The following is a 25,779-nucleotide window of genomic DNA, read 5'->3' on the forward strand; positions in this document are numbered from 1 at the left end:
TTTAGATATGAACATAGGGATCATTTCGGACCTTACAGGCTCCGGATACTCTTATCCCTGATCTCAGATCTAAAAAAATATTTAGGTGCCTATATCGGCGGTGTCTACCTCTTCCCATTCCGAACAGAGCAGTCAAGCCCGCCAGAGCCGATGGTATTGCCGTAACAGGTGGGAGAGTAGGTCGGTGCCTTTTTTTACACGGAAGCCCTTGCTGGAAACAGTCAAGGGCTTCTTTCGTTTAGGTAACTCCCGTACTTCCCCGTATAATGCTATTGCATATCTTCCGTACCCCCGACCGGCGCTGTTCTAGAGCTTCTACTGTCTTTAAGGGTATGGTGCACTAGCATAACCATGTTTAGATACTCCCCCAAGCGGCGCTACTCTTTTAGGTGTCAGCTTACAAAGCCGTTACACTCCCGCCACTGATCATCACGGCATATCCGATACGATAATATCCCTTTTTCAGATCTTTAGGTTATATGAACTCTTCCTTTACAGTAGCCATAACATGAACTAGTCTCAGTCCACTAGTTTCAAAATGCTATTTTTTAATCCTATATTTTTTAAAAGATTTACTCAAATTGTGTTCGCATTTGGAGTATTATATAAAATTATGTTCATTTGTTTTTAATACAGAAACATACCGTGAAAAACAACGAGGGACAAAGTGATCAAGATTTATTGTTGGCAATGAAAGATAATAGCCGACACGCTTTCGATTGCCTCTATCATCGCTATTGGAAGAGATTACTGGATGCAGCGTATAGTAAGCTGGGAGATGCTGATGAGGCGCAGGAGCTGGTACAACAGTTATTTGTGGATCTGTATCGAAACAGGGAGAGCGTTCAAGTGCGTACGACTTTGGAAGGATATCTTCTTGCCGCCTAAAATATAAAGTCATTGACCGTTATCGGAAAATTATGCGTCAAACGGAGAAAATGGACACCTGGCAGTCTTTTACAAGCCAAGATGTCCCGTCTCCAGACGCCTTATTAGAAATTAAGGAAACAAACGAAAAGTTGGTTCGGATAATCAATGATTTGCCTCAAAAATGTAAGGAAGTATTCCATTTAAGCCGCTTTGAACATCAGTCTCACCAAGAGATTGCCGAGCGATTGAACATCTCCGAAAGCACTGTTAAAAAACACATCCATAAAGCCTTGTCTATCTTACGTAAAGAGATGAAAACAGACTTTTTATTTTGTCTGTTGGCAACGATTTTTATTTCCAAATGAACGTGGATCTCATCACTACATCCATCGCCTAAGCTCTTTTAGCAGTCAATTGCAGACCTTCAAAATAAAAAATTCAAAAAAAATATTTTTTGAGTAGAACCTTACCCTCTTTCGTACGACTTATCTATAAATAGGCTAACCAAATGTATAACTATCAACGTTTAAAAGAGCTTTTTGAGAAGTTTCTCTCAGGGAATCTAAATGCTTTAGAGCAGCATGAACTGGACCATTGGTACGCCCAATCGGAAGATAAAACGTTTTTTGAGGAAAATCCACAATATCAACAAGGAGATATTCGTGAGAAACTGCTCGGTAATATCCACAAGGAACTGGGAATCGGTGCTGGACAGCCGAGCTTGTCAAGGATCAGAGGACGTATCATTCATTATGGGATTGCTGCGAGTTTATTGGTTTTCTTTTTAACGGGATTGGCCGTATACCATTGGTATGGAAAGATCCGGGCCGACGATCAACACCAGATCGCTGCAGAAACAGTAATGCCGGCAAGAGACCAGGCATTGATCCGACTTGCTGATGGTCAAGTAGTCGATCTTGATCGACTGAAACCCGGAACCATATTACGTGTTGGTAATTACAATGTGATCAAAAACCAGGACGGTCAGGTAGAATATGTGGCGGCTAACAGCAATTCGTGCCAAGCGGTCATGAATCAGGTCGAAACACCTAAAGGTGGTACAATTAACCTGAAATTACCAGATGGTACAGAAGTTACCCTAAATGCAGGTTCCACGCTACGTTTCTCTCAGGATTTGGTCAGCCAGGAAATCCGTAAGGTAGAGCTGGTCGGAGAAGGTCTTTTCCACGTAGCTAAATTGATGGAAAATGGGCATAAAAAACGATTTATTGTCCATACCGTTGAGCAGGAGGTGGAGGTATTGGGCACTATTTTCAATGTACAGGCTTATGCTGGAGAAATGCTGACCAAAACAGCGTTAGTGGAAGGTAGTGTTGTGGTAAAGTGTCAGCGGGGAGCTCGGACTGTCAAACTGAAGCCAGGATTTCAGGCTATCTGGGATAGCAATAAGAAGGCTTTCGATGTTGAACCTTTCGATAATACTACTCAACTGGACTGGATTCATGGCGATTTTGTCTTTGAGAATGAATCGCTGAAGACGGTGCTCGATAAGGTTTCGCGCTGGTACAATGTGGAGATAAAATATGAAAAGAGCTACCCTGATGTTACATTTTATGGTAGTGTCTCCCGTAAAAATAGTCTTGCCGACGTTTTAGAACTCTTGAAAAAAACTTCAAATATCACATTTCGCGTTACGATGAACAGTCAAGGAGAGAAAATTCTGATTGTTGAATAACTATACGTTCCTAATCTCATTATACCTAAATAACTATGAAAGAACAATTACCTAATTTATGGACTGAAAGTCCATTAAGCCCACCTGTGGGGCGAATGCTCAGAAAGGGTATGCTTGCACTGTACCTTATTGTTCCCTCTTGTTTTCCCGGAGTTAGCTGGGCCAGTGGGCAGTCTATTACATTACATCGACAAGGTAAGCTATCGCAGATCCTTGAAGAGGTTAAAAAACAGACCGGATACGACTATATCCTAACGGGGGAAATTGCTAAAAAGGCTGGATCAGTTAACGTTGAACTGACCAAGGCAACCATAACGGAAGCGCTCAACACAATTTTTGAAGGACAGAATCTTGATTACCTCATGCAAGGAAAGTCGATTGTCGTGGTAACCAAAAAGCCAACGGCTGTGCAGCAACAAAGTGTGAGTGGGATAGTCGTCGATGCAAATGGCAAACCGCTAGCGGGCGCTACAATTCGTGTAAAAGAAAAGGCTACTATACAGACTAGTAGTGGGTCGCAGGGTGAGTTTCGTATTGCAGCAAAAAAAGGGGATATGCTGATCGTGACTAGTATAGGATACCGCAGTATCGAACAAAAGGTCGAAGAAGGAAATGTTTTGGTCCGAATGACTGTTGCGGATAACGTTATTAATGATGTCGTCGTCGTAGGGTATGGTACCACAAAACGTAGCGATCTAACAGGTTCTGTCGCTTCCGTAAATCCATCTGAAATTAAGAATGTACCCTTTACAAGTATTGATCAGGCCTTGTCTGGAAAAGCTGCCGGTGTACAGGTTGTACAGGCGGATGGTTCGCCCGGTGCAGTAGCACGGATTAGAATTCGTGGTGGGGCCTCACTGTTAGGTACAAACGAACCGCTGTATATTATTGATGGTATACCTGTCAATGTGCAAAATCGTTATGTATCGAGTAGCGCTGAAGTTGTTAATCCGATGGAAAGTTATTATGGCGATGATATGGGCAGTATGGTCTCTGGATCTTTCAACCGTGGTTTGAACAGTTTGGCTGGCTTGAATATCAACGATATTGAAAGTATCGATATCCTCAAAGACGCATCGGCGACTGCCATTTATGGCTCGAAAGCAGCAAATGGTGTTATTATTATTACAACAAAAAGGGGCTTGGCAGATAGTAAGCCGATCCTAGATTTTAACTATTATACTGGTCTTACTTCTCCCTTCAAAGAGAAAATACTCAATGCAGATCAATATAAGATGATCATGAAGGAAGCTGCTCATAATCTCAATGTTGAACGCAGCAAATTAGGCCTTCCACCTAGTGCAACTCCAACAGCTATCGAAAACGATGCTAGTTTCTTTGGGAACAACAATACAGATTGGCTCGGCCTGGTTTTACAAAAGGGTGTTTTGCAAAATGCTGATCTTTCGATTCGGGGGGGAGGAATGAATACCAAATACTACACCTCTTTGGCCTATAATAAGCAAAGGGGGACAATTATTGGTACCGATTTTAATCGTTTGGCAGGTAAGATAAATTTAGATGCTACGATAGCGCCACGTTTTCGGATGAATACAAATATGGATTACAGTTACACGACAAACCATATTACAAACGGAGCCTATACACAGGCATTGTTTGCTCCGCCAACGGAATCGCCCTATAACGCTGACGGTACGTACTCCAATTTTGGCTTACTGCATGCCGAATATCAGGGTTATCAAAATCCCTTAGCCATGGTTTCTGGTATCAACCAGGGAAAAACGGGCATGTTTTTGGGATCGTTGGCAGCAGAATGGGATATTTTACCGGAATTGAAATGGCGCTCTGTCGGTTCAATCAATTACAGTACCTATAATCAATTAAATTATGTGCCAAGCTATGTGATGATGAGCGGTTTTTATGGTGCTGGTGATTCGAATGGTGGTACAGGTAGTCAGGCCCACACCGAATCGATCAATACATTCATCGAAAATACATTGACTTGGAATAAGCAATTTGGTGAAGATCACCGTCTCAATGCGCTGATTGGAACATCTTGGGAAAATTATAAAATGAATTTTTTCTCAGCATCGGGAGCAGGTTATCCGGATGATGATTTTTTGAATAATTTAAATTCTGCTGCAATTCCGGTGTCAGTTAAAGGTAGTAGTCCTGCTCAGACCAATGCGCTTTTGTCTTTTTATCTGCGTGCTAATTATAGCTGGAAAGATCGTTACCTTTTTACATTTACTGGTCGATCGGATCGTTCGTCGAAATTTGCTCCTGCTAATCAAACGGGCTATTTCCCCTCAGGCGCTGTGGCATGGAAAATTTCTGAAGAAGAGTTCTTAAAAGATGTGAGTTGGATTGATGAGTTGAAAGTGCGAGTAAGTGCAGGTAAAACGGGGACGCAAAATATTGGAAGCAACCTCTATCGGACTTTATATTCGCCTGTAAGTTACGCTGGAAAGAATGCCTTCATTCCGACGCAGCTAGGTAACGATAAGATCAAATGGGAAGCTACTACGCAAAAGGATGCTGGCCTAGATTATGCTTTTTTTAAAGGAAGACTACGTGGATCAATTGGATATTATGAAAAGGTAACAGATGGGCTATTGCTCAATATTACGACTGCACCCAGCTCAGCTTACTCCAATGTGGTGCTTAATATCGCCAAGATCCGCAATCGCGGTTTAGAGTTCGATATCCGCGGCGATCTGATTCAAAAGAAAGACTTCAATTGGAATTTGGCGGTTAATATTTCAAAAAATAGAAATAAGGTATTAAATATCAACGGAGGACCTTTTTCCAATCCAAACAATCGCGATGGGCTTAACCTCGGGACCAGTATAGTCAAAGAGGGAGAATCATTGGGTCTATTGTACGGCTACGTAACAGACGGATTGATCCGGACAGCGGACGAACTGAAAGCTTATAAAGAAAGTTTTCCCTTTCTTGAATATATGGAGTATTACGTCAATGTTGGCGATATGAAATATAAACTGGATCCCAATGGAATCGGGGAAGGTGAGCCTTTTTATAAACAGGATATTATTGGCAATGCGACCCCCGATTTCTTTGGGGGTATAACAAATACATTCAATTATAAGAACTTTGGACTATCGACCCTTTTCACATTCTCCTATGGTAATGACCTGATTTACCAGGCTGACGTTGCTAATGGTGCAGCTGACAATCTAGCCAATCGAGGAGTAAGTATATTGGGGCGTTATAATAGTGACAACATCAACGCAACACGGCCAAGGCTACTGTATGGTCATGCGCAGTTCAGACCATTGGCAGACGTCAATGTATTTGATGCTTCTTACCTGAAGCTCAAGTCCATCACGTTTTCCTATAATTTCAGTAAATCGTTATTGGAGACTTTCAAGTTAAGAAGCGGTTCGGCATATGTTTCGGCAACAAATTTATTTACTGTAACACATTATCCTGGAATGGATCCTGAAGTCTCGGATGATCCAACTTCTGTAATCGGTGGGGGACGTGATATCTCTGCTTACCCATCAAATAGGATGTTCTCTTTCGGATTACGTATTGGCTTCTAATCGTGTGGAAGACAAACGAATGACGTCGATGAATGATGTGTATTAAGACTACTAAAATAATAAACGAATGAAAAAGACCTTTCCACTATACTTCCTGTTAATTGCTTTGGCGGGATTAAATGCCTCTTGTGATAAGACGCTCAATGCGTTGCCAACACAGGAAAAAGTTGATGATAATGTTATTGTTGACCAAAAAAGCGCGGAAATTGCGTTGAATGGTGCCTACTATTTATTTGTCAATGTAACTGAGAATAGAACAACAGGGCTACCGGGAACGACCTGGGGCCCTTCTCATGAAGTCCTTCCAGCACGCTTTGCTGGGCTCATAGAAGATTATCAGGGTCCCAGTCAAGCTGATATGCATACCTTAAAATCCCGCGATGGTGAGGCACTTAATATCTGGAATGAAGGCTATAAACTCGCAAATGCTGCCAATGGAGTTATTGCCGGAATTGATGCCATAAATGAACAAAAGTTTGGCGGCAAAAGACGCGATGAAATACTTGGTGAAGTTCGTTTCTTGCGCGCTTATGCAAATTTTAAACTGCTGGCTTATTACGGGGAATTTTTTGATATCAATAGTAATTTTGGAGTAATGATCCGTACAAAGCCTGTGACGGTATCTACTATTGCTACGCCACGAAAAAAAGTAAAAGATACTTACGATTTTATTTTGGAAGATGTTGACTATGCCATTGCCCATGCCCCTGAAACGAATCCTAATTATTATGCAACTAAATGGGCCGCCATTTTGCTCAAAATGCGTGTTTTGATGTTGAGACAAGCCGCCTCTGATTATCCGACGGTGGTCACATTGGCTAACCAGCTCATCGAACAATCCCCCTATGCTCTTGAAGCTCATGTGGAGGACCTTTTCTCTACAAAAGGGTTGGCTAGTAAAGAAGTGATTCTCGGTACAAAGGCCTTTGCTAACCAAATTGCTGAAATGGAGAAGTACTATTTCCGGGCAAATTATACATATAATGCAACGCCATTTTTATTGGATCTCTTGAAAAATGATCCAAGAGCCAACTGGATGATTGGCACAGTCGCCAAACGTCAAGTTTTTAAGAAGCATACCGGAGGACAAGCGGAAGCTAAGTTTATTTTCCGTTTGACCGAAGCCTATTTATTGAAAGCTGAGGCTCTCGCCAAATCAAATGGAAGTTTGACCGAAGTTCGGGACCTACTTAAAATTGTTAAAGCGAAAGCTGGAATTACAGATTTTACGGGACTAAACGCTATGAATACACGTGAGCAGCTTACGATGGAAGTTTTTAGGGAAATAATCCGGAGTCTCACTGCCGAAGATGGTTCTGATTGGATGGCCTTGTTGCGTTTACCCTTTGAAACACTAAAACAATTCAATGGTAATATTAAGGAAAAATGGCAATATATATTACCGGTTCCCTACGCAGAATATGAAAAAAATCCAACCTTCGGAGAGCAAAATCCTGGATATGGCTGGTAAAAGTTAGGTGAGTTGTAGAATTAACGCAACATAAACATAAAGAAATAATTAAATGAAACATATGTTAAAAATAGCCGCCCTTATGGTATTTCCTATAATGGGAATGGCACAGAAAAAGTTTGTTCTGGACGGCGAACTTAAAAATGGGACAATCGAAAAGCTTTATCTTTTTTATATGGACGGTCAAGGGAAACAAGTATCTGATAGCGCTTCGGTCGTCAAAAACCATTTTCAATTTAAAGGTACACTTCCCGAGCCTACTCTGGCATTTCTAACCAGATCGTCGGATCCAGAGCGCGCAAATGAAGGCGATTATACACAAATGTACCTGGAGCCTACCAAAATGAAATTAGGGTTTCAAGATGATAACCTAAAAAACTATACGCTAACTGGATCGAAATTGGATGCCGAACACAAGCAGTTGGAGCAAGAAAAGGCAGGTATTAGAAAAGGGATGGAACCCATCAGTAAGGCTTATGCTGCTAAAAATAAGGAATATAGTCGTGCTGAGCGAGAACTGGAAGATTTGGAAAAGAAAGTAAAGTTACTTAGCGAAGAGGCTGCTAATATCAAGAATCAATTTGAGCCTTTTAATGAAAAAGCAGCCCAGATTGATATGGCCTTTATCAAAGAACATCCACAATCGTTTTTGAGCCCTTATTTGTTGCTATTCAGAATGAACAGTTTGCCTTTGGAAGAAACGGAAACATTGTTTGCTGGTTTTTCCAAGGAGGTACAAAATAGTCATTTTGGAAAAGATGTTTCGAAAAAGCTAGATGAAAGTCGAAGTGGTGCCGTTGGCAAGACTGCTCCGGTATTTGGTACGACCGATATCGACGGTAAACCGCTGAGTTTGTCAGATTTCAAAGGCAAGTATGTCTTGTTGGATTTCTGGGCTAGCTGGTGTGTGCCCTGTCGTAAAGGGAATCCACATCTTATTAAGTTGTATCGGCAATATAAAAGTAAAGGTTTTGAAATCATAGGGATTGCAGATGATGACAGCAAACCTGAAAAGTGGCACAAGGCAGTGGAACAAGATGAAATTGGCATTTGGAAACATGTTTTACGCGGGGCAAAATTCGATGGAACAAATTTTGATCTTAGCAAAGATGTAACGAAGGGTTATGGTGTCAGTTCGTTACCTACTAAAGTGTTAATAGATCCGCAAGGTATTATTATCGGACGTTATGGTGGTGGCAATGGCGGTTCGGACGAACAGTTGGATGCCAAACTTGCTGAATTATTTAAATAATAGCATATCCTGTACGTAACGATATTCTGCGAGGTTACGGTCACTTTAGTATTACAGGTATATCGTGTAAAAGAAATAAGGGGGCTGTCAAAGACAGCCCCCTTATTTCTTTCACTTATACGGCTTAGCTTACGAAATCCGTGCAACGAGCTGAGCAAGGATAGCTTTGTCCAGAGGTTTGGTCATAATGCCATCAAAGTGATGTGCCTGTCCTGCTGGAACCTGCATGGTTACTTGGGATTCGTCCGATGTGAGTGCGATAACTTTGCTAGTCCATCCCTGTATAAGATTGTTGTCTTTAACCATATTGAGGATGTCCCAACCAGTAGGGCCATGCATTTTGAGATCGGTGATAATAATATCCGTTCTATTTTCCTTCAGATAGGCCATTGCTGCAGATGAATCCTGATAGATTTTAACATCTTCGAAATGTTGCAATGCCTGTTTTACAAATAAATTATTGATTGGATTGTCATCAATAACGACAAAGCGTAGCTCTTTTGAGAGATTATCCAAGCTCGTAATTTGTTTTCTATTTTTCTTTTCTTCCGTAAACGGAACGACCAATGTAAATGTTGATCCTTTACCTTGTTGACTGCTAACGCTTAACGTTCCGTTTAGCTGTTCGGCCATAAGCTTAGAAATATGTAATCCCAATCCAAAACTATGCTTGGATTTCTGATCAGTCATATAATACTGTTCGAAAATATGTCCTTGATCTTTTGCAGAAATACCTTTTCCACTATCGTTGACTACTATATGTAATTTGGGCGCTTGATCTCTGCTGATAAATGCTTTCACCTCGATCTGCCCCTTATCTGTATATTTAATCGCGTTGCTCAACAGATTGGAAACAATTTGGCGTACACGATATGTACCGCTTTTGATCAAGATGTCGGGATTGATATCAATGTGACTGATGAGTTTCAGTCCTTTTTTGTCTGCCTGAGCCTGTTGCATTTTAATGAGGTTGGCGAGTAATTGCGTTGGCGAAAAATACTCAGCCTTAATTTCCAGTGTGCCAGATTCTAGTTTACCGAGATTCAAAATATCTTCAACGGTATCATTGATCACGTGGATATCTTGTGTAATGGAGTCTAATAAAACAGGATCGACGCGATTGTTCGCTGCATTGCTTTTTAGTAAATCAATAATGCTGACCAAAGAATTGACCGGTGTCCGTACGTCATGACTTATATTAGCTAATATACTGGCCTTTTCCTTTGATGTCTGTAAGGCATAGTCTCGGGCAGCGGTAAGCTTACGCTCATAGACGAGTGTATTATAGTGGTAAGACAACAGCAGTGTCACCATAATAATCATGAGAATAATAGAAGCGATGACTTGTTTGCCAAAAATGGAAGAGTTTTCCCTGTAAAGTTTGAAATCTTGAATTTCAGCAGCTCTTAATGTCTCATCTTCATGGGTTTTAATACGAAGCAAGGCCGTGCTAATTGTACTAAATAAGTTGTAATTAGATTGTAGTAGCTGTCTTTCCTTGTGCTGAAGCTCAGCAAATGAACGACGAATCTTACTGAAATCTTGCCGGTGAAATGTTTCGTTCTGTTCAATCAAACTTTGGATCTGGCTATGTATAGCCTTGATTTGATTAACGTTGAAATTCTGTTGCAGCTTGTCAGCAACTAAAGTGTCATTTTTCGCTTTGAAAATTCTGTTGAAGAGTTTTTCTTTCTTTCGGACAATGGTGTCCTTCTTACTTACATTGAGTGCGGTATCGCGTAATATTTTATTGACAACAGAATCTGCAAGTATCCGATTGTTCCCCGGTCGAATGGTTCTGTTTGTGTTAGTCAAGAGTGAAAGCGAGTCTTTTGCCAAAAAAATCATGTTGTCGACAGATTTTTTAATCTGTGCGAATTCGTCCGAAAGCGAAATATTCTGTTCCAAAGAGGTATTTGTAGCAGCGGTAAGTCCTTTTTGGGAAGATAATTTAGATAAGGAGTCAATATAAAATCGTAGCGTGTCTAAACTATTGCTATAATGCTTTAAATTTTCGGCACTGAAGTCTACGGTATAGGAACGAAAAGCATTTCCAGCAGCATTATAGGAGGAGAAGAGTTCGTAGAAAAGGTTCGTCAATTGATTTTTAGAACTGTATGCTTTGTTTAAACGAGTTTCAGTCTTTTGGTACTCAATATATTGATAGGTAAATATCGATCCGATATAAACCAAGGAAAGAATCAGAAAAGCAATTAAAACTGTCCTGAAAATAAATAATTTTTTACTGTTTTTCACGTTATTGTTCTTTCACCCCAATAAGTTAACTATAGCCTGTTTTGTTTTGTCTGGAAGTCAAATTTAATACTAAAAAACCATATCCGTTGCTTGCAGCTGTAGATAGCCAGCTACTTTTTTAAAATCTTACACAATCGTTTGATTGAGAGTTGGTGTAGAAGGATCCTATTTTATTTTTTATTTTGCATAGTGAAACCCATACGTGGTCTTTTTAGAACCTCTTTATTTAGAAATAAAAACTTAAATTTTAATGAAAACACTCTTCTGTTCGATAGCCTTATCCCTATTATTTACGCAAGAACTCCATGCGCAGTCTGGGGTTAATATTATCCCCCAGCCTCAGGAAATCAATGTAGGAGCTGGCCAGTTTCAGTTAAATCCACAGACTACCTTAAGCTTTAAGAACTGCGTTGTGAAAGATGTGTCTTTGTTTGTTGAGCAGCTGAGAAAAGTAACACATTATCCCCTGAACGTGAAGAAGCAAGCAAGCAATAACATTGAATTTAGACTGGTTCCTAAATTGACCCTGCCAAATGACGAAGGCTATCAGCTTGAGGTTTCCAATCGGGGAGTTGTCGTGACAGCAAAGAGTTCGCTTGGACTTTTCAATGCAACGCAATCACTGCGCCAACTTTTACCGACAGCTTTCGAGGGTAGTAACTCTACCAAAGAAATAAGCTGGAATATTCCGGCAGTGAGCATTAAAGATTATCCGCGTTATCATTGGCGCGGGTATATGAAAGACGTAAGCCGGACATTCTTTGATGTGAAAACCGTGAAAAAGTATTTGGATGTCATGGCCCTGTACAAAATGAATACTTTTCATTGGCATTTGACGGATGATCAGGGCTGGCGGATTGAAATCAAGAAATATCCGAAATTGACCCTGGAAAATGCGACGGTATTTCATCGAACAGAAAAGCAACCTGCAGAACGCAGTGGATTTTATACGCAGGAGCAGATCAAGGAAGTTGTCCAATATGCCCGGGAGCGTAATATTACGATTGTGCCCGAGATTGATGTCCCCGGACATTCATGGCCGACCATATTAGCCTACCCTGAACTTGGGGTCAACAAAAATTCCTATCCCAATCACATCTTTCCTTTTGTGTCATCTTGGGGATATTGGGGAAATCAGTTTACGCCAAATACATTGGATCCCACAAAAGAGCTTACGTATGAATTCTTGAATAATGTGTTCACCGAAGTCGCTAATCTCTTTCCGGGTAGTTATATTCATTTTGGAGGGGATGAGGTTCGCCATGATTTGTGGGAAAAAGAGGCTCATGTGCAGGATTTTATGAAAGAACACCATATTAAGGATGTCAAATCCCTGCAGAGTTATTTCGTACAACGCGTTTCTGCTATCATTGTTCAAAAAGGTAAAAAACCGATCGGCTGGAATGATATCTTAGCAGATGCGGAAAACTTACCGAAAAGCACAGCAATTATGAGCTGGCTTGGTGAAGAAGCGATCAAGGAGGCAACTAAAGATGGGTTTAAAGCCGTAGCGACCCCTGCATCTCATCTCTATTTTGATATTACGCAGGCCGATCGTAATGATGGGACCATGACTGACTTGGCCTATCCTCAAATAAATTCGCTGAAAAGGGTGTACGAATTTGATCCTTCCGCGGGGCTTAGTCCGGCCGAGGAGCAGCTTGTTCTCGGTGTGCAGGGAAATATGTGGACTGCTTTGGCGCAGGATATTAAAGATCTGAACGTACAGAATTTTCCGAGATTACTTGCTGTAGCCGAAATCGGATGGTCGTCCAAATCAGCGAAAGATTACGAAGCTTTCAACCAGCGATTGGATGCAAATCTTCCAAGATTGGATTCCATGCGTATTGATTATTATCGCCCCGGGGGATATATTGCGGGGGCATGGGGGCCTAATGATATCAGGGAATCGTATAGTTTTTTGAATTTTGATGTGACGAAAAAGATTTACGATAACGGAAGGGCACAAGCTGGATTTTTCTTTGTGGACGGTAAGAATTTTCTGGAGATTGATGCTGTACAATTACTGCAGGACGGACGTGTCATCGCAGAAGATGGACATCACGCACTTGCGGATAAATTTAGAGGAACCAATAAGATCAAACCTTTTTATTACAATTTTACAGTAACAAATTATAATCCGCAATCGAAGTACGAGATCAAAGCCCGCGTCAGAGGTGCTGGTGGTGTGGATTCAAAAGGGAACTTTACCTTTAATTTGTCTCCTAGCACGGCTTTTGATAAAATAGAAAGGAAATAAGAGGATCTTTTTCTGCCGATACAATCCGTTGTGGAAACTGTTCATAATTCAGGTTCAACACTTTGATAATTAGTTATCCGAAATGTTGGTGTAGCATGTATATGTAAAATCTTATACAAAGAGCTATGGCTGTCCAACCATTGGATAGCCATAGCTCTTTATAAGTTAAGTTATAGACGCTTTATTTATTCGAGTTCAATCATCTTTTGATTTGCATGCTCTTCCTTTACTTCTTGAAGGATTGCAATTTCAATAGGTGCAATCAGGCTAAGAATAATCAGTACAATGAAAGCTACAGGGAAAATAATTCCGATGATTACAGCCAATAACAAGGAGATATTTAAGTATTCTTGTCCATTCTTGGATGAAACTTTTAAACGGGAGCTTTTGAAGGAATCAAAAAGATCTTGAAAAGCTTTAGTAATTGTTTTACTGTTGATGCTGAATGTTGTTTTAGTTGCCATGATGTTTATTTTTAATGTTTTTATTTCTTATTTGATGACTCAAAGATAGCACGGAAATAAGAGGCATACGATACCCATTAGGCCAGTCTCGAGACAATCTCGGTAAACGACCAGCTTTTATCGGTTAATACTCTGCTGAGATTAAGGAAATTGATATGATTATCACTATAACTGACGGGAGATATATCCTAAAACAAAAAACAGGAGTAGCCTAAAAGCTACCCCTGTTTTTTGTCACTTATTTTGCTAATGTAATTATAGACCTACATGCTCTGTTTTCGATTTTGTTGGTCCCGATGGTCCTTGCTTAAATGTGGGGTCATAGTTCCATTCAATTGTGTCGGTTAATACCTTACCGTCTTTTTGGATTACTTTTGCTTCAACAGTATTCTTACCCTGTTTTAGCTTCACGTTTTCGAAGATGTAATGTACATTGGTCTGGCCAATTTTGGCCCCTTTGATCGTTTGTCCATTGATAATCAATGTTGGCTCTCCTCTGTTCGAATAAACGGTAATAGGGGTGATTTCATTGCCTCTGTTGATCATGCGTCGCTGCGTGATATATAACACCGGTTCTTTGCTCCAGTTGGCTTTGTACCAATAAAAACCATCTTTCTTCAATTTACGGTCAAAGGACACCAGACCTTTATAATTTCTGGGATTGACATTAAGACCGGTAACTGGTGTTGCGAAATCAAAGGTGTTCCATACATAGGAACCTAAGAAAATCGGATTTTTAGCGATTACCCCCCAGTGGATCTCATGAAATTTTGTGGCATACTCTTCAGGGAAGAATGAAGGATTACTCCATTGATTGCCAAAATTACCAACTTCTTCCGCCTGGTCTTCGGGAATGGCTTCTGCACCATATTCCGAAAAGATAATCCGGTAATCTTTGAATTCTTCACTTATACGTTTAGCCCAGGAGGCGACATCATCTTCTTTGTCTGATTTGTCTTCCAATTCGCCATTATACCAGCCGAAGTAATGGTTAATACCCTGTACATCCGCGTTATTATTGACGGCGTGGTTGATAACATTATATCCACTGACAGAAACAGTATAGCGATCTGGGTCTTCAGATTTGGCAAGATCGTTTAATTTGGTTGTCAGATCGATCGTATAGGCTGACGGTGTATACACCTCATTGTGCATCCCCCAAATGTAAATTGATGGATGATTGAAGTTTTGTCGGATCAATTCTTTCAATTGTTGTTGTGCATTATTCTCTTCGAATGTACTTACACGATTGACAAAGGGTATTTCGGCCCAGATCACCAAGCCGATGCTATCACATTTTGAATAGAAATATTCGGATTGCTGATAGTGTGCCAGTCGAATCGATGTTGCGCCCATTTCTTTGATAATCGCGAGGTCTTCGTCGTGGTCTGCATTGCTCAGGGCAGATCCTTTTCCCAGACGATCCTGATGGCGACAAACGCCATGTAAGGGGTATTTAATATCATTCAGGAAAAATCCCTCTCCTGTGCGTAGCTCAAATTTACGAAGGCCAAGGGGGGCTGTCACCTCATCGATAACCTCGCCATTCTTTTTGATTTGCGTGACGACCTTATAGAGATAGGGATCATCTAAACCTTGCCATAAATGCGGGCTCTTGACCATAATTTGTTGTGTAACGGTCTGCCGGCCCTGTGGTAGCAACGTGTAGGGCGTACTTTGTTTGGCTTTGATCGATCCGTCTTTTTCGAAAACCGTTGTTAGTAATTCAATAGGCTGTTTTTTTCCGGATTTGTTGTCTATTTTTATTTTTACGGCAACGTCAGCTGTTTTCTTGGATACATTTTTTTGCGTAATATAGATTCCTTTGGCTGCAAAATCATTTACCGCAATATTGATTTCATCGGTTACAATAAGTTCGACTGGTCTATAAATACCGCCATACATTGGGAAAAGGGTATGGTTGACGGGAATGACCTGTGGGGTAGCCTCGTTGTTTACCTTCACTAAAATCTCGTTTTCTTTCCCAAATTGGAGCATACTGGTCAGTTCGAATACAAATGCGGAATAACCGCCCTGATGTCTGCCCACGAAGTTATAATTTCCATTGCGTTGTGTATTGTCATAGGTAATTTCATTCTTGCCTTCTTTGGTCGGAAGGGGCTGATTGTTTACGTATACTTCTGTGTTGGTATTGACTCCTTCAAATCGAATGAAAATGCGTTTGCCTTTCCATGCTGTTTCGGGCACAAATGACTTACGATAATAAGCGTCGCCGGTATAAAAGCGTTCATTTTTTCCTAAGCTACCAGACTTAATCTCTTTGGTCTGCATATCGTTTGCATTCCAGGTGTGCGGTAAATTGACAAGCTGCCATTTCCCTTCAAATAGTTGATTATAATCTAGTGTCGACGTAGAAAAAGGCCCCTTTTTGAAAGTCCAGCTGGTATTAAATGGAACTACGGTTCGTGCTTGTACGTTCAATAGCAGTATTCCAATAAAGATTAAGGTATAAAATATCTTTTTTATCATACGGTTTTAACTTAGGATATTGTATTTATGTCTTCAAATATAGCTAACAAAATGATAATGACTAATTGGACTATCATCGGGAAAACTGCTATTTGAGCTTGTTTTTAATTAAAAGTGATTAAAATGTTGTTGCTGATTGTTGTTTTTTCTTTATTCGCTTTGTTGCGTTCATTCACTACAACGTTTTCGAGACTTGCGCAAACGATTGACTATACATGGACTACTGTAATAAATAATAAATTCTTTACCATTGTATTAGAGGATGAAATATAGACGAAGCCAATGTAAACCGTTCATATGATGGGTTTTCGCACTTATTTTGTTTTGTGCATTGGCTATCGTGGGTCAATAATTACTCAAACCAGGTTCAAAAATGAGTGATTGAACCCATTCAGAGACAAATGCCTTTACATGAGCAGATTTAATCTGATGAGTGAAAGAAGAAGGATTATGATGAGTAGAAAAAAACTATAAAACGAATGAAACATAGATTAACAGGAACATTTCTTTTGCTATTCTTGCTGATGCAGTCTGTGGAAGCACAGGTTGCTATTATCCCACGTCCGCAGCAGCAGGAGGCGCGGAAGGGGAAATTTATCCTAGGTAGAAATATAGGTATTATAAGCGACCCATATTTTGATCCCACGATAGTATATTTCAAGAAGCTCCTGCTTGGGCGTTTCGGGATTTCGGCCTATGCTGTGACCAAGGTCGATGAAGCCCAAGTTAGGGTAAGCTGGGATAAAACACTTGAACATGAAGCCTATCGTCTGCAGATAGATCCTACTCAAATTCGAATCTACGCTTCAGATAAATCGGGACTTGTCAATGGAATTTCAAGTTTAGACCAACTGTTGTCCGTTGCAGCCCAGAAAGGGGATCAGCGTGAGTTGGATGCTGTTGACATCAAGGATAAAGCACAATTTGCCTGGCGTGGTTTTATGTTAGATGAGTCGAGACATTTCTTTGGGAAGGAAAAAGTAAAGTCATTGTTGGACTGGATGGCGTTTTATAAATTGAACAAGTTTCATTGGCATTTGACGGATGAGCCTGCCTGGCGTCTTAGTATACAACGTTATCCCTGGCTGACTCAAATAGGAGGTATAGGCAATTATTTCGATCCCTATGCCGAAGTACAGTATTACACACAAAATGATATCAGTGAGATTATTGCTTATGCGGATGAACGTAATATTGAGGTCATTCCTGAGATTGATATGCCTGGACATGCAACAGCGGCAAATCGTGCGTATCCATTTTTATCTGGCGGCGGTAATGAAAAACACCCTGATTTTACTTTTCACCCAGCAAATAATACGACATATTCATTTTTAACCCATGTGTTGCGCGAGGTAAAAGCACTTTTTCCTTCGACTTACATTCATTTGGGTGGAGATGAGGTTGCTTTCGGTAGCGATGCCTGGAATAATGATCTAAAGGTGCAGGAGTTAAAAAAGGCGGAAGGACTGAAATCGAATAAGGAGGTCGAAGCGTATTTTATTCGACGTATGGCGGATTCCGTGGCCCGAATAAATGGAAAAATTATTGTTTGGGATGAGATGGTAGACGCAAAACTGAACAAGGCACAAACTGTGATGATGTGGTGGCGCCATGATAAACCCGAACAGCTCAACAAAATTTTGGAAAAAGGATATCAGGCTATTCTTACCCCCAGGTTACCTTTATATTTCGATTTTGTGCAGCAGGAAAATCACCGGTATGGGCGGAAATGGGGCAAAGGGTTTAATCCTATTCAAGATGTTTACAATTTTGCAGGCGAACAGCTGGACAGTTTAGGTGGTCGAAGAAAACAGCTATTGGGCATCCAAGCTAATCTATGGACTGAAACCGTCACGAATACCAATCGATTGGATTATCTCGTCTTTCCGAGAATTGCGGCATTGGCGGAAGCGGCCTGGACACCTGGTAAGCAACGTAATTTTGATCAGTTTTCACATGTGTTGAAGCAGCATTTAGCGCTGTATCGCGAGCAGGGGCTCTATTACTTTGATCCATTTCAGGACAGTAATCCCGAACCGGTCGTTATGAAGAAAGCACACAAACAGTATATTGATAGTCCCAACTAGATCAGTGATTTGTTTTTGACGGGGAGTGGTGTAATCGGTAATGATGATGTCAGATCTTTTGGAGTGAAATAAATACTGTAGATTTTTTAGAAGCATAATGCAGATGTGAAAGCTTGTGCTTTTGCATGAATGCGTATGAAAAGAACAAATGAAAACTTTGTAATAAAACAATTAGATAAAATATGATAAGCTATAACAGATTGATGGTGACCATGCTGTTGGCTGGAGGGCTATTGGCCGGGAAAACTGTTTCTGCCCAATGGACTGGTCCACGCAAAAAGGTGGAGCAAAGAATTGAGGTAAAATATGGGCCTTTAACACCGGCGCATCGAACCGATGAGGCAATGGCACGTTTTCGTAGCTATGGTTTAGGACAGTTTATCCATTGGGGTCTCTATGCTATTCCAGGAAATGAGTGGGAAGGGGTAAGTGCTCGAAAAGGTGCGGCCGCTTCCGAATGGATTCGTACCTGGAGTGGACCTACGGCACCGAAGGACTGGAAAAACACCTATGATAATTTATATAAGCAATTTAACCCCAAAGGATTTGACGCAAAGCTATGGGCTAAGCAGGCTAAAGAAATGGGAGCAAAATACCTGATTTTTACCACCAAACATCATGATGGATTTGCCTTATGGCCTTCGAAATACACAGATTATACCATTAAGAAAAGCCCATATAAAAAAGATATTGTCAAGCAGGTTGTAGACGCTTACACAGCCGAAGGTATAGATGTATTTTTGTATTTTTCGATCTTGGAATGGAATAATTCAAACTATATGGGAAAGGCGCCGTCTACACCGGAAGAAAAGGCAAAATTCAACAAGTTTTTAGAGTATACCCGTAATCAATTATTGGAGCTTCTTCAAAATTACCCCCAGATAAAAGGTTTTTGGTTTGATGGTACCTGGGATCAGTCCTGGATTCAGTCCTATGACTTTACCTATAAACTGGAAAAGGAACTCCGCGAGAAGCATCCGGGGTTAATCATCGGTAGCCGTTTTCGAAACGATGAATTTGGAAAACGACATTTCGATTCGAATGGCGATATGCTGGGGGATTATGAGCAAGGATGGGAACGCAAAATGCCGAAAGAATTTGAATGGTTGGAAGGACGTGATTGGGATTGTGTCATGACGATACCTCCCAATGGCTGGGGTTACATGAAAGATTGGTCGGGTATTTATACAAAGACATCCGACGATTTGATCGATATGTTGATGAACTGTGTATCGATGAACGGCAATTTCGTGTTGAATTTTGGTCCGGACGGAAATGGTCGGATGCATCCGGGAGAGGATAAACTGGCGAAAGAGATCGGTGACTGGATCAAGATTAACGGAGAGGCCGTGTATGGTGTTCGGCATGCGGGGCTGGCTCCATCTAAATTGGGCTATTTTACCAAAAAGGAGGATAATCTCTATCTTACGGTCTTTAATCGCCCGGTCAACAATATTGTCCGTATTGCTGTACCGAAGAATGCAACAACGGTTCCGGTAACGGCAGCATTACTTCAAAATGATCAAACCTTGGTTTTAAAGCAAGCTGAAATCGGCATAGACCTGGATAAGAATACGTACTACGATATTGTACTTCCAGACGCATTTGTTGCCAATAAGGCTTTTGTTATAAAAATGAAACTTGGTCATCCAAAAGGACAGCGTGAGCAACTAATGGATGCAAAAATGTAGGCTTAGGACACTATAGTAAATTTCCCTGATTTCATCGGATCGCCAATAGCAATGGTACCGAATCAACGACATTAGGATGGATCTAATAAAAACGGCACTTAAATCGCTATCGGTTAAAGTGCCGTTTTTCTGTTATATCTGCGTTGTTGCTGTAATATTAAGGAGTTCGCTTGGGGTATGGATAATGTATTTTGCCCCGTGTTGTCTCAATTCGTTTTCATCGCGAAAGCCCCAAGTAACACCTATTGCTGTTACCCCGGCATTATTGGCCGTATCCATATCGACCGATGAATCACCGACATACAGGCAATTTTGTTTGTTGACACCTAATGTCTCGAGGCTATCTAGGACGATTGCGGGATCGGGTTTGGCTGGATGACCAGCGCGATGGCCCAGGACAAGGTCAAATGGAATATCGGGGAAGTACTGCTGCATAAGCGGGATGACTGCCTCGTGGTATTTATTGGACGCTACGGAGATGAGGTAACCTAAGGACTTCAGTTCTTGAAGCAGCGATACAATTCCCGGGTAAGGACGTGTATGCGATACAGGTTTTTGTTCATAATAGGTCTTAAAAGCTCCAAGTAAGACTGTAATCGTCTCTGCCGTTCGTGCTTCTTCGGGCAATGCCCTTTCGATAAGTTTCTGTACGCCATTGCCTACAAATTTCTTATAAACAACGAGTGGATGCGTTGGATATCCATGCTGTTCAAGAATAGCATTGCAGCTGTCCCCCAGGTCTTGTAATGTATCTAGCAGTGTTCCGTCCAGATCAAATATGATAAGTTTCATTTGATAAATCTAGTAAAAATTGCGATTGAACCATGGTAGAATAGTGAGATTAAATGGAGTTTAATTATTTCCAAATGGCGGTATTTATATTTCCTTTCTGTGTATCATTTAGATCGGGGAAAAAAGTGAATCCAGTTATTTTTTCCAGTTCGCTTACGGTTAACCTATAATTTTCGAACGTGCTTCCTGAAGGTGGAATGACATTGTCAATCTTATAACCAATGGTATAATATTCGTTTCCTTTTTTCATTGCCAAGGCTTTGAAATAGTATTTTGGTTTGGCAATATCTTTTCCATCGTTGTCCTGCGCAAAATCGAGGCTGTTTTCGGTACCGGTCTTAGGTATTGCGCCAGTTACGACATACATCGTGTCACACTGTGCAGTCCAGGTTCTGACTTTCGTTTCCAGGTTTGCCCAAATACCTTGGTTAAGTCGTGAAACCTGTGCTGTCATGTTGGTAAAATAAAATGTTGTTTTATTTTGAGCAATATTGAGATTTCTGTCTGCACTTGGCAATTGGTGCCCTCTGTCGTACCCTGTTGGCTGAAATCCCTTAAATAGATTGGGTTGAAATGCTGTTGATACGGCAGGATCGTAACCCCAGGCATCCGTACGGTTGCCTGACCCTAGCACACTGCTGTATAAGGGGTATGCAACCCAATATGCCATTTTTAGCTTTTTGTCATATAGCATCGCATAATTTCTGCTGTCGCTTGCGTCGGGCATAAAATGTTGTATAAATACCTCATCACTGCTGAGATTACTCATTTTGGGTATTTCCAGATAAGCTTGTGATTCACCAATCCCGCCACTTGGTTTTCCATTGTCAATGTTGATATCAAAGCTATATTGGCTTCCGGCTGTTAAATTTTTTAAATCCCGATTTTGGGGTATTGTCCAGGTAAAGGTATCGCCATTAGTGGCAATAAACTTAATGGCCTTTCCTGTGATATCTTCGCCAGGAAGTAGCATAAATTCTATACGAGCGGTTTTATTGGTATTTAGTGATACCTTTTTTTGCACATCCTTTTTTTCGGTTGAATTAACAGTCAATTTTCCTGTTGTCAAATCGAATCCTCCTTGGATGCTTATCGCTGGCATTTTTACGATAATCTGATTGGCTTCCAATGCGGCTGTATTGGTTATGGATAGCTTAATGTTGACTTTGCTCAGTTGTCGTACAAAAATAAGTGGTACTGTATTGTTGTTTTTACCGATGTTTTTGGCATTGTTTGCATACATCAGGTCTAAGGCTGCCGGGTTGGACTGGTCACTTACATTGATGGGGTATTGAAAGCCAGCTAGCGATTTGTAAGGATAATAGGCGATGAAGTCCACTTTTTCATCGGGTAAGAAAACCAGGCTGTTACTTTGAAAAAGCGAACCGTTAAAAGTGAAGGGGTGATTTTGGACCTGGTTGATAACCGACGTAGCTGCCAAAGGTTGGTCGGCTCTGTACATATATACACCAATTTGATCATTTTTATTCCAGGAACTCTCTGTCGTTTGTGTATTGATTTGGCCAACAATAGTAGGGGTAAATTGTACTGCTGCTCGGTCAATTCTAGTTTCCGTTTTCTGACAGGAGTTAAAAGTAAGCAATGCAATTATAAAGTAAGCTATCCGGAATATATTTTGATCCGGTATCGCTTTGGTCTTGTTCGTCATATGAATAGCTCGTGTATATTGATAAAGTGAAGGCAAAAATAGGCAAGTTGACTATAAATCGTAGCTATATTTCAGTGCTACTGGTTGTAAGATCTGTACTGAATTGATCTAGAGATAGATATTTTTTAGTAACTCTTTAGGTTTTTATAGCGTCTCATTGGATGTATATTTCGCATTTTTCAAACAGTTGTTAAGACAATAATAATCATTCATAAAAATATTTGCCAGCAAATATTTTACATACTTGTATAAAAAATCATTTAGTTTCCTGTTATCCTCGTGATGCGTAGTGGTAGGCTAACGCTTTTAATACCTTTTGGAAGAAATAAGAGCAAGGTGTCGATTGTCTTCATTTTCCCTGAAATCAGGTAGTAAAATGCATTTTCGTTTTTAATAAATTTGTCAATAAGAAAAAAATAGCACAATGTTTGCTGTTCATGTCAAAACATATATTGATTTGACAAATTATTAATCGTTACACTGCTGTAATGGAAGAAGTATTTAAAGTAAAAGGAAAATTGAATAGATTTTATGTGATTATCTGTGCTGTTGTCATGGTATTGACAGCATCGAGCTGCTTTGATTTTGTTGAGCAGATCGATTTAAAATCAGACGGTTCTGGACATATTGCCGCCACATTAAATTTGAGTAAAAGTAAAACCAAGGTGTCTTCTTTAATGAAAATGAAAAGTATTAAAGGAATCCGTATACCTTCTCAAGCGGACATGGAGAAAGAGATTCGATCTGCTGTTCAGCTACTCAAACAAACTAAAGGAATTTCTAATGTACAGTACAGCACAGATTTTTCCAATTATATCGTTAATATCTCCTGTGATTTCAGCCAGATAGAATCCTTGAACGCCTTTTCGGATATATTGGCAAATCGGTTTAAAACGAAGATATCGAATTCAAACCGCTATTATTATAATGCACAAAGCCATGTATTTGAACGCAAATTTGTGGCTTCTGCTGACTGGAAAGCAAAATTTAATCAACTGGGAAGCGATAATACAACTCAGTTTGCGGACGCATTCTATACGCAGATTGTACGTTTTGAAAAACCGGTTGTATCTCAGGCAAACAGTCTTGCAAAGGTTGCCGGAAATAAGAAAGGGGTCTTGCTAAAACTACCATTTATGGATTTGGTCTATGGTAAATCGAGCTTGGCAAATAAAATCACATTAACAAAATAACCTATAACATTGGTGAAACCGGGACTTCATTTAGTTGCTGAAAGCGCTTCTATAGAGCAGGTTCGGTATAGCTGAAAAATTATTTATACGATGAAATCAAAATTTATACTGCTAGGTTTAGCCTGTTTGTCTTTTGGGACAACTGTAAAGGCGCAGGACTTGATCAAACAAATCCCCGAGGATGCAGAAATGATTGCAGCTTTCCATATGAAAGATATTGTGCAGAAAGCAAATGCTAATAAACTGAACGAGTTACTTCAGAAGACTGGTTTTTTTGAGAAATCGGGAATTTCAGCGAACAATGATATTAAAAATTTGGGGGTAGACCTATCCCAGACAGCCTATTTTTATACCAGAAAAACCGATAGTATCAGTTTTACGGAATTTATGTTTTCCTTGAACAACAAGGGGCAATTTGAGAAACTGCTTCATGAGGCGGGTGAACCCAAGGCATTTGCAAATGGCTATACGAGCATAGGCCTCAAGTCGGGGAGTATGTTGGTATATAACGATCGAATCGCTCGATTTGTTTCGGCGACGACAAATACCACCTTTTTGGACAATGATTCAATAGCTAGTCGTTATGGAATCAAAAAGGTGGACTACGTCGCGCGTCCAGCTGATGACGAAGATGCTTGGGCAGATACAACTGTAGCCGCAATGGATTCTGCTGCGGTAGTCTGGGATGCAGATGAAAATCTAGCGGTGCCGGTATCTCCACCGGTTGCTATAGCTGCGGAGCCTGATACGATAGTAGGTGCTACGGAAGTACTGCCTCCTGTTGCTGATATTGCGATGGATGAAGCGGCAGAAATACATGATCCTAGTTATTATGATTCACTTTATACGGCCTATGAAGATCAAAATCGGAAAAACGATTCGATTCGTAACGGCTTACGCGATAAATGGTTATTGAACGAAATTACCCGTTTGGTTTCAGGGAGTCATAAGTCTTTGTCAATTGCAGATCAGGAGAAGGTTTTAAAGAACCTCGGGCTTATTCGATTGTATGTTCCTCGTGTAGAGGATTTGTACCGTGGTCTTTTGCCTTATACGACCTCTCTTCCTTACTATTATATGGGAATCAAACTGGATAAGTTCAAGACGGGATATCAAGACGGTCTATTGGATTTAGTGCAAGAGGGCAATGTGCTGAAATTAAAGGGATCTGTGGGTTTAGATAGGGACCTTGCTGAGATGACCAAGAGAATGTATGCGCGAAAACCCAATTCGAAGTTCAGTAAATATTTAACGGATAAAACCTTAGGTTTTTTTAATGTGAACATTAATTCGGAGGCGTATCTAAAAGAGATGCCTGCTTATATGGCAAAATATTATAGCGGTCTATTGGGACCTCAACAGGACGTTGTGGAATGGGGATTGATGGCTCTCGAAATAGCGCTAGATGAAAAGGCCATTGCCGAGGTGATGCCAGGAGACCACTTGGTCGTCGTAAATGGTCTTCGGAAGTTCAAAAAAGACTATATTGATTACACCTATGACGATGATTATAATGCAACCGAAGTGAAAAAGACGAAGGAAGAAACGCTTCCAGTGTTTATTTGGATGTTCACATCGAAGGATCAACGGTTGATAAAAAAAGGCTTAGAAATGGCTGTTTCAAAGCAAGTCGGACAGGTTCATGACGGTATTTATGCGTTTTCAAAACAAAAAGCCAAGGATTTTCCAATATATGTTCTTTTAAAAGAAGACCTGGTCATGGTTAGTAATGATTCGCTGTCTTTGAACGATATCCGTCAGAACAGGATGAATGCGCCCCTAAATAAAGATTTTGCAAAGCTAATGAAGCAAAATAAGATGTCTGCAGCCATTGATCTGCAAAAGCTACCGGGTATGTTAAAGGAAATGGGCGTAACACCGGGAAGACAATGGGAAGCAACGGTGGCGCAGCTCAATCAATATGGCAGTACAGCGATTACTTCCAAGGGTGTAGTAGGCAACCGTGCTGAGGTTGAAATGTCGACACGACTGCCGCAGACGAGCGAGGGTGCGATCAGTTACTTACTGGATCAAATTATGGCGGAATTAAATAAAAAGTAA

General features: G+C 40.6%; 16 protein-coding genes and 1 rRNA gene. 12 read left to right on the top strand and 5 right to left on the bottom strand.

Annotated features, from left to right (window positions below):
* Positions 1 to 81: 81 nt before the first annotated feature.
* The 7 genes from rrf to AAW12_RS16175 all read left to right on the top strand — a co-directional run bounded on the left by rrf (position 82) and on the right by AAW12_RS16175 (position 8,816).
* Positions 82 to 193, top strand: a 5S ribosomal RNA gene (gene rrf, locus AAW12_RS16150).
* Positions 194 to 645: 452 nt separating this feature from the next.
* Positions 646 to 888, top strand: coding sequence for an RNA polymerase sigma factor (locus AAW12_RS25650; protein WP_053003754.1), 243 nt, complete (start codon positions 646 to 648; stop codon positions 886 to 888).
* Positions 889 to 920: 32 nt separating this feature from the next.
* Positions 921 to 1,235: an RNA polymerase sigma factor gene (locus AAW12_RS25655; protein WP_053003755.1), complete on the top strand. Its 315-nt coding sequence runs from the start codon at positions 921 to 923 to the stop codon at positions 1,233 to 1,235.
* A 143-nt stretch (positions 1,236 to 1,378) separates the two neighbouring features.
* Positions 1,379 to 2,566: a FecR family protein gene (locus AAW12_RS16160; RefSeq protein ID WP_046674703.1), complete on the top strand. Its 1,188-nt coding sequence runs from the start codon at positions 1,379 to 1,381 to the stop codon at positions 2,564 to 2,566.
* Between the two features lie 35 nt (positions 2,567 to 2,601).
* Positions 2,602 to 6,093: a TonB-dependent receptor gene (locus AAW12_RS16165; RefSeq protein WP_197084062.1), complete on the top strand. Its 3,492-nt coding sequence runs from the start codon at positions 2,602 to 2,604 to the stop codon at positions 6,091 to 6,093.
* A gap of 67 nt (positions 6,094 to 6,160) precedes the next feature.
* Positions 6,161 to 7,564 (top strand): RagB/SusD family nutrient uptake outer membrane protein, encoded by a 1,404-nt coding sequence (locus tag AAW12_RS16170; RefSeq protein WP_046674704.1) that lies wholly within the window; start codon positions 6,161 to 6,163, stop codon positions 7,562 to 7,564.
* 82 nt (positions 7,565 to 7,646) lie between these two features.
* Complete coding sequence (locus AAW12_RS16175) at positions 7,647 to 8,816, top strand: TlpA disulfide reductase family protein (RefSeq protein ID WP_197084063.1); 1,170 nt, start codon at positions 7,647 to 7,649, stop codon at positions 8,814 to 8,816.
* 129 nt (positions 8,817 to 8,945) lie between these two features.
* On the opposite strand, the gene AAW12_RS16180 is transcribed toward AAW12_RS16175, so the two are convergent.
* Positions 8,946 to 11,072, bottom strand: a complete 2,127-nt coding sequence (locus tag AAW12_RS16180) for a hybrid sensor histidine kinase/response regulator (protein ID WP_046674706.1) — start codon at positions 11,070 to 11,072, stop codon at positions 8,946 to 8,948.
* A gap of 250 nt (positions 11,073 to 11,322) precedes the next feature.
* Here AAW12_RS16180 and AAW12_RS16185 point away from each other — a divergent pair, with 250 nt between their 5' ends.
* Positions 11,323 to 13,332 carry a beta-N-acetylhexosaminidase gene (locus AAW12_RS16185; RefSeq protein WP_046674707.1) on the top strand — a complete coding sequence of 670 codons (2,010 nt, stop codon included), beginning with the start codon at positions 11,323 to 11,325 and terminating at the stop codon, positions 13,330 to 13,332.
* Positions 13,333 to 13,517: 185 nt separating this feature from the next.
* Here the strand turns inward: AAW12_RS16185 and AAW12_RS16190 are convergent, their stop codons facing one another.
* Positions 13,518 to 13,796 (bottom strand): DUF4342 domain-containing protein, encoded by a 279-nt coding sequence (locus AAW12_RS16190; protein ID WP_046674708.1) that lies wholly within the window; start codon positions 13,794 to 13,796, stop codon positions 13,518 to 13,520.
* 255 nt (positions 13,797 to 14,051) lie between these two features.
* Positions 14,052 to 16,286, bottom strand: a complete 2,235-nt coding sequence (locus AAW12_RS16195) for a glycoside hydrolase family 2 protein (RefSeq protein ID WP_046674709.1) — start codon at positions 16,284 to 16,286, stop codon at positions 14,052 to 14,054.
* Between the two features lie 479 nt (positions 16,287 to 16,765).
* Here AAW12_RS16195 and AAW12_RS16200 point away from each other — a divergent pair, with 479 nt between their 5' ends.
* A complete protein-coding gene (locus AAW12_RS16200) occupies positions 16,766 to 18,373 on the top strand; it encodes a beta-N-acetylhexosaminidase (protein ID WP_046674710.1) in 1,608 nt (535 codons plus the stop codon).
* 182 nt (positions 18,374 to 18,555) lie between these two features.
* Positions 18,556 to 20,064 carry an alpha-L-fucosidase gene (locus AAW12_RS16205; protein ID WP_046674711.1) on the top strand — a complete coding sequence of 503 codons (1,509 nt, stop codon included), beginning with the start codon at positions 18,556 to 18,558 and terminating at the stop codon, positions 20,062 to 20,064.
* A gap of 132 nt (positions 20,065 to 20,196) precedes the next feature.
* Here the strand turns inward: AAW12_RS16205 and AAW12_RS16210 are convergent, their stop codons facing one another.
* Entirely contained in the window at positions 20,197 to 20,856 is a 660-nt protein-coding gene (locus tag AAW12_RS16210) for an HAD family hydrolase (protein ID WP_046674712.1), read from the bottom strand.
* A 64-nt stretch (positions 20,857 to 20,920) separates the two neighbouring features.
* Positions 20,921 to 22,525 carry a DNA/RNA non-specific endonuclease gene (locus tag AAW12_RS16215; RefSeq protein WP_053003756.1) on the bottom strand — a complete coding sequence of 535 codons (1,605 nt, stop codon included), beginning with the start codon at positions 22,523 to 22,525 and terminating at the stop codon, positions 20,921 to 20,923.
* A gap of 488 nt (positions 22,526 to 23,013) precedes the next feature.
* Between AAW12_RS16215 and AAW12_RS16220 the strand changes: the two genes are divergently transcribed.
* Together AAW12_RS16220 and AAW12_RS16225 are read left to right on the top strand one after the other, a co-directional pair.
* Entirely contained in the window at positions 23,014 to 23,718 is a 705-nt protein-coding gene (locus AAW12_RS16220) for a hypothetical protein (RefSeq protein ID WP_053003757.1), read from the top strand.
* A 90-nt stretch (positions 23,719 to 23,808) separates the two neighbouring features.
* Positions 23,809 to 25,779, top strand: a complete 1,971-nt coding sequence (locus AAW12_RS16225) for a hypothetical protein (protein ID WP_046674713.1) — start codon at positions 23,809 to 23,811, stop codon at positions 25,777 to 25,779.

Source organism: Sphingobacterium sp. Ag1 (genome assembly GCF_000988325.1).
In the GTDB taxonomy this organism is placed as follows: domain Bacteria; phylum Bacteroidota; class Bacteroidia; order Sphingobacteriales; family Sphingobacteriaceae; genus Sphingobacterium.

What these genes read in the sequence shown, in the direction of transcription:
- AAW12_RS16215 (WP_053003756.1), bottom strand. Translation starts at nt 22,525, where the DNA reads ATGACGAACAAGACCAAAGCGATACCGGATCAAAATATATTCCGGATA.
- AAW12_RS25655 (WP_053003755.1), top strand. Translation starts at nt 921, where the DNA reads ATGCGTCAAACGGAGAAAATGGACACCTGGCAGTCTTTTACAAGCCAA.
- AAW12_RS16190 (WP_046674708.1), bottom strand. Translation starts at nt 13,796, where the DNA reads ATGGCAACTAAAACAACATTCAGCATCAACAGTAAAACAATTACTAAA.
- AAW12_RS16175 (WP_197084063.1), top strand. Translation starts at nt 7,647, where the DNA reads ATGGTATTTCCTATAATGGGAATGGCACAGAAAAAGTTTGTTCTGGAC.
- AAW12_RS16185 (WP_046674707.1), top strand. Translation starts at nt 11,323, where the DNA reads ATGAAAACACTCTTCTGTTCGATAGCCTTATCCCTATTATTTACGCAA.
- AAW12_RS16195 (WP_046674709.1), bottom strand. Translation starts at nt 16,286, where the DNA reads ATGATAAAAAAGATATTTTATACCTTAATCTTTATTGGAATACTGCTA.
- AAW12_RS16200 (WP_046674710.1), top strand. Translation starts at nt 16,766, where the DNA reads ATGAAACATAGATTAACAGGAACATTTCTTTTGCTATTCTTGCTGATG.
- AAW12_RS16170 (WP_046674704.1), top strand. Translation starts at nt 6,161, where the DNA reads ATGAAAAAGACCTTTCCACTATACTTCCTGTTAATTGCTTTGGCGGGA.
- AAW12_RS16160 (WP_046674703.1), top strand. Translation starts at nt 1,379, where the DNA reads ATGTATAACTATCAACGTTTAAAAGAGCTTTTTGAGAAGTTTCTCTCA.
- AAW12_RS16165 (WP_197084062.1), top strand. Translation starts at nt 2,602, where the DNA reads ATGAAAGAACAATTACCTAATTTATGGACTGAAAGTCCATTAAGCCCA.
- AAW12_RS16220 (WP_053003757.1), top strand. Translation starts at nt 23,014, where the DNA reads ATGGAAGAAGTATTTAAAGTAAAAGGAAAATTGAATAGATTTTATGTG.
- AAW12_RS16205 (WP_046674711.1), top strand. Translation starts at nt 18,556, where the DNA reads ATGATAAGCTATAACAGATTGATGGTGACCATGCTGTTGGCTGGAGGG.
- AAW12_RS16210 (WP_046674712.1), bottom strand. Translation starts at nt 20,856, where the DNA reads ATGAAACTTATCATATTTGATCTGGACGGAACACTGCTAGATACATTA.
- AAW12_RS16225 (WP_046674713.1), top strand. Translation starts at nt 23,809, where the DNA reads ATGAAATCAAAATTTATACTGCTAGGTTTAGCCTGTTTGTCTTTTGGG.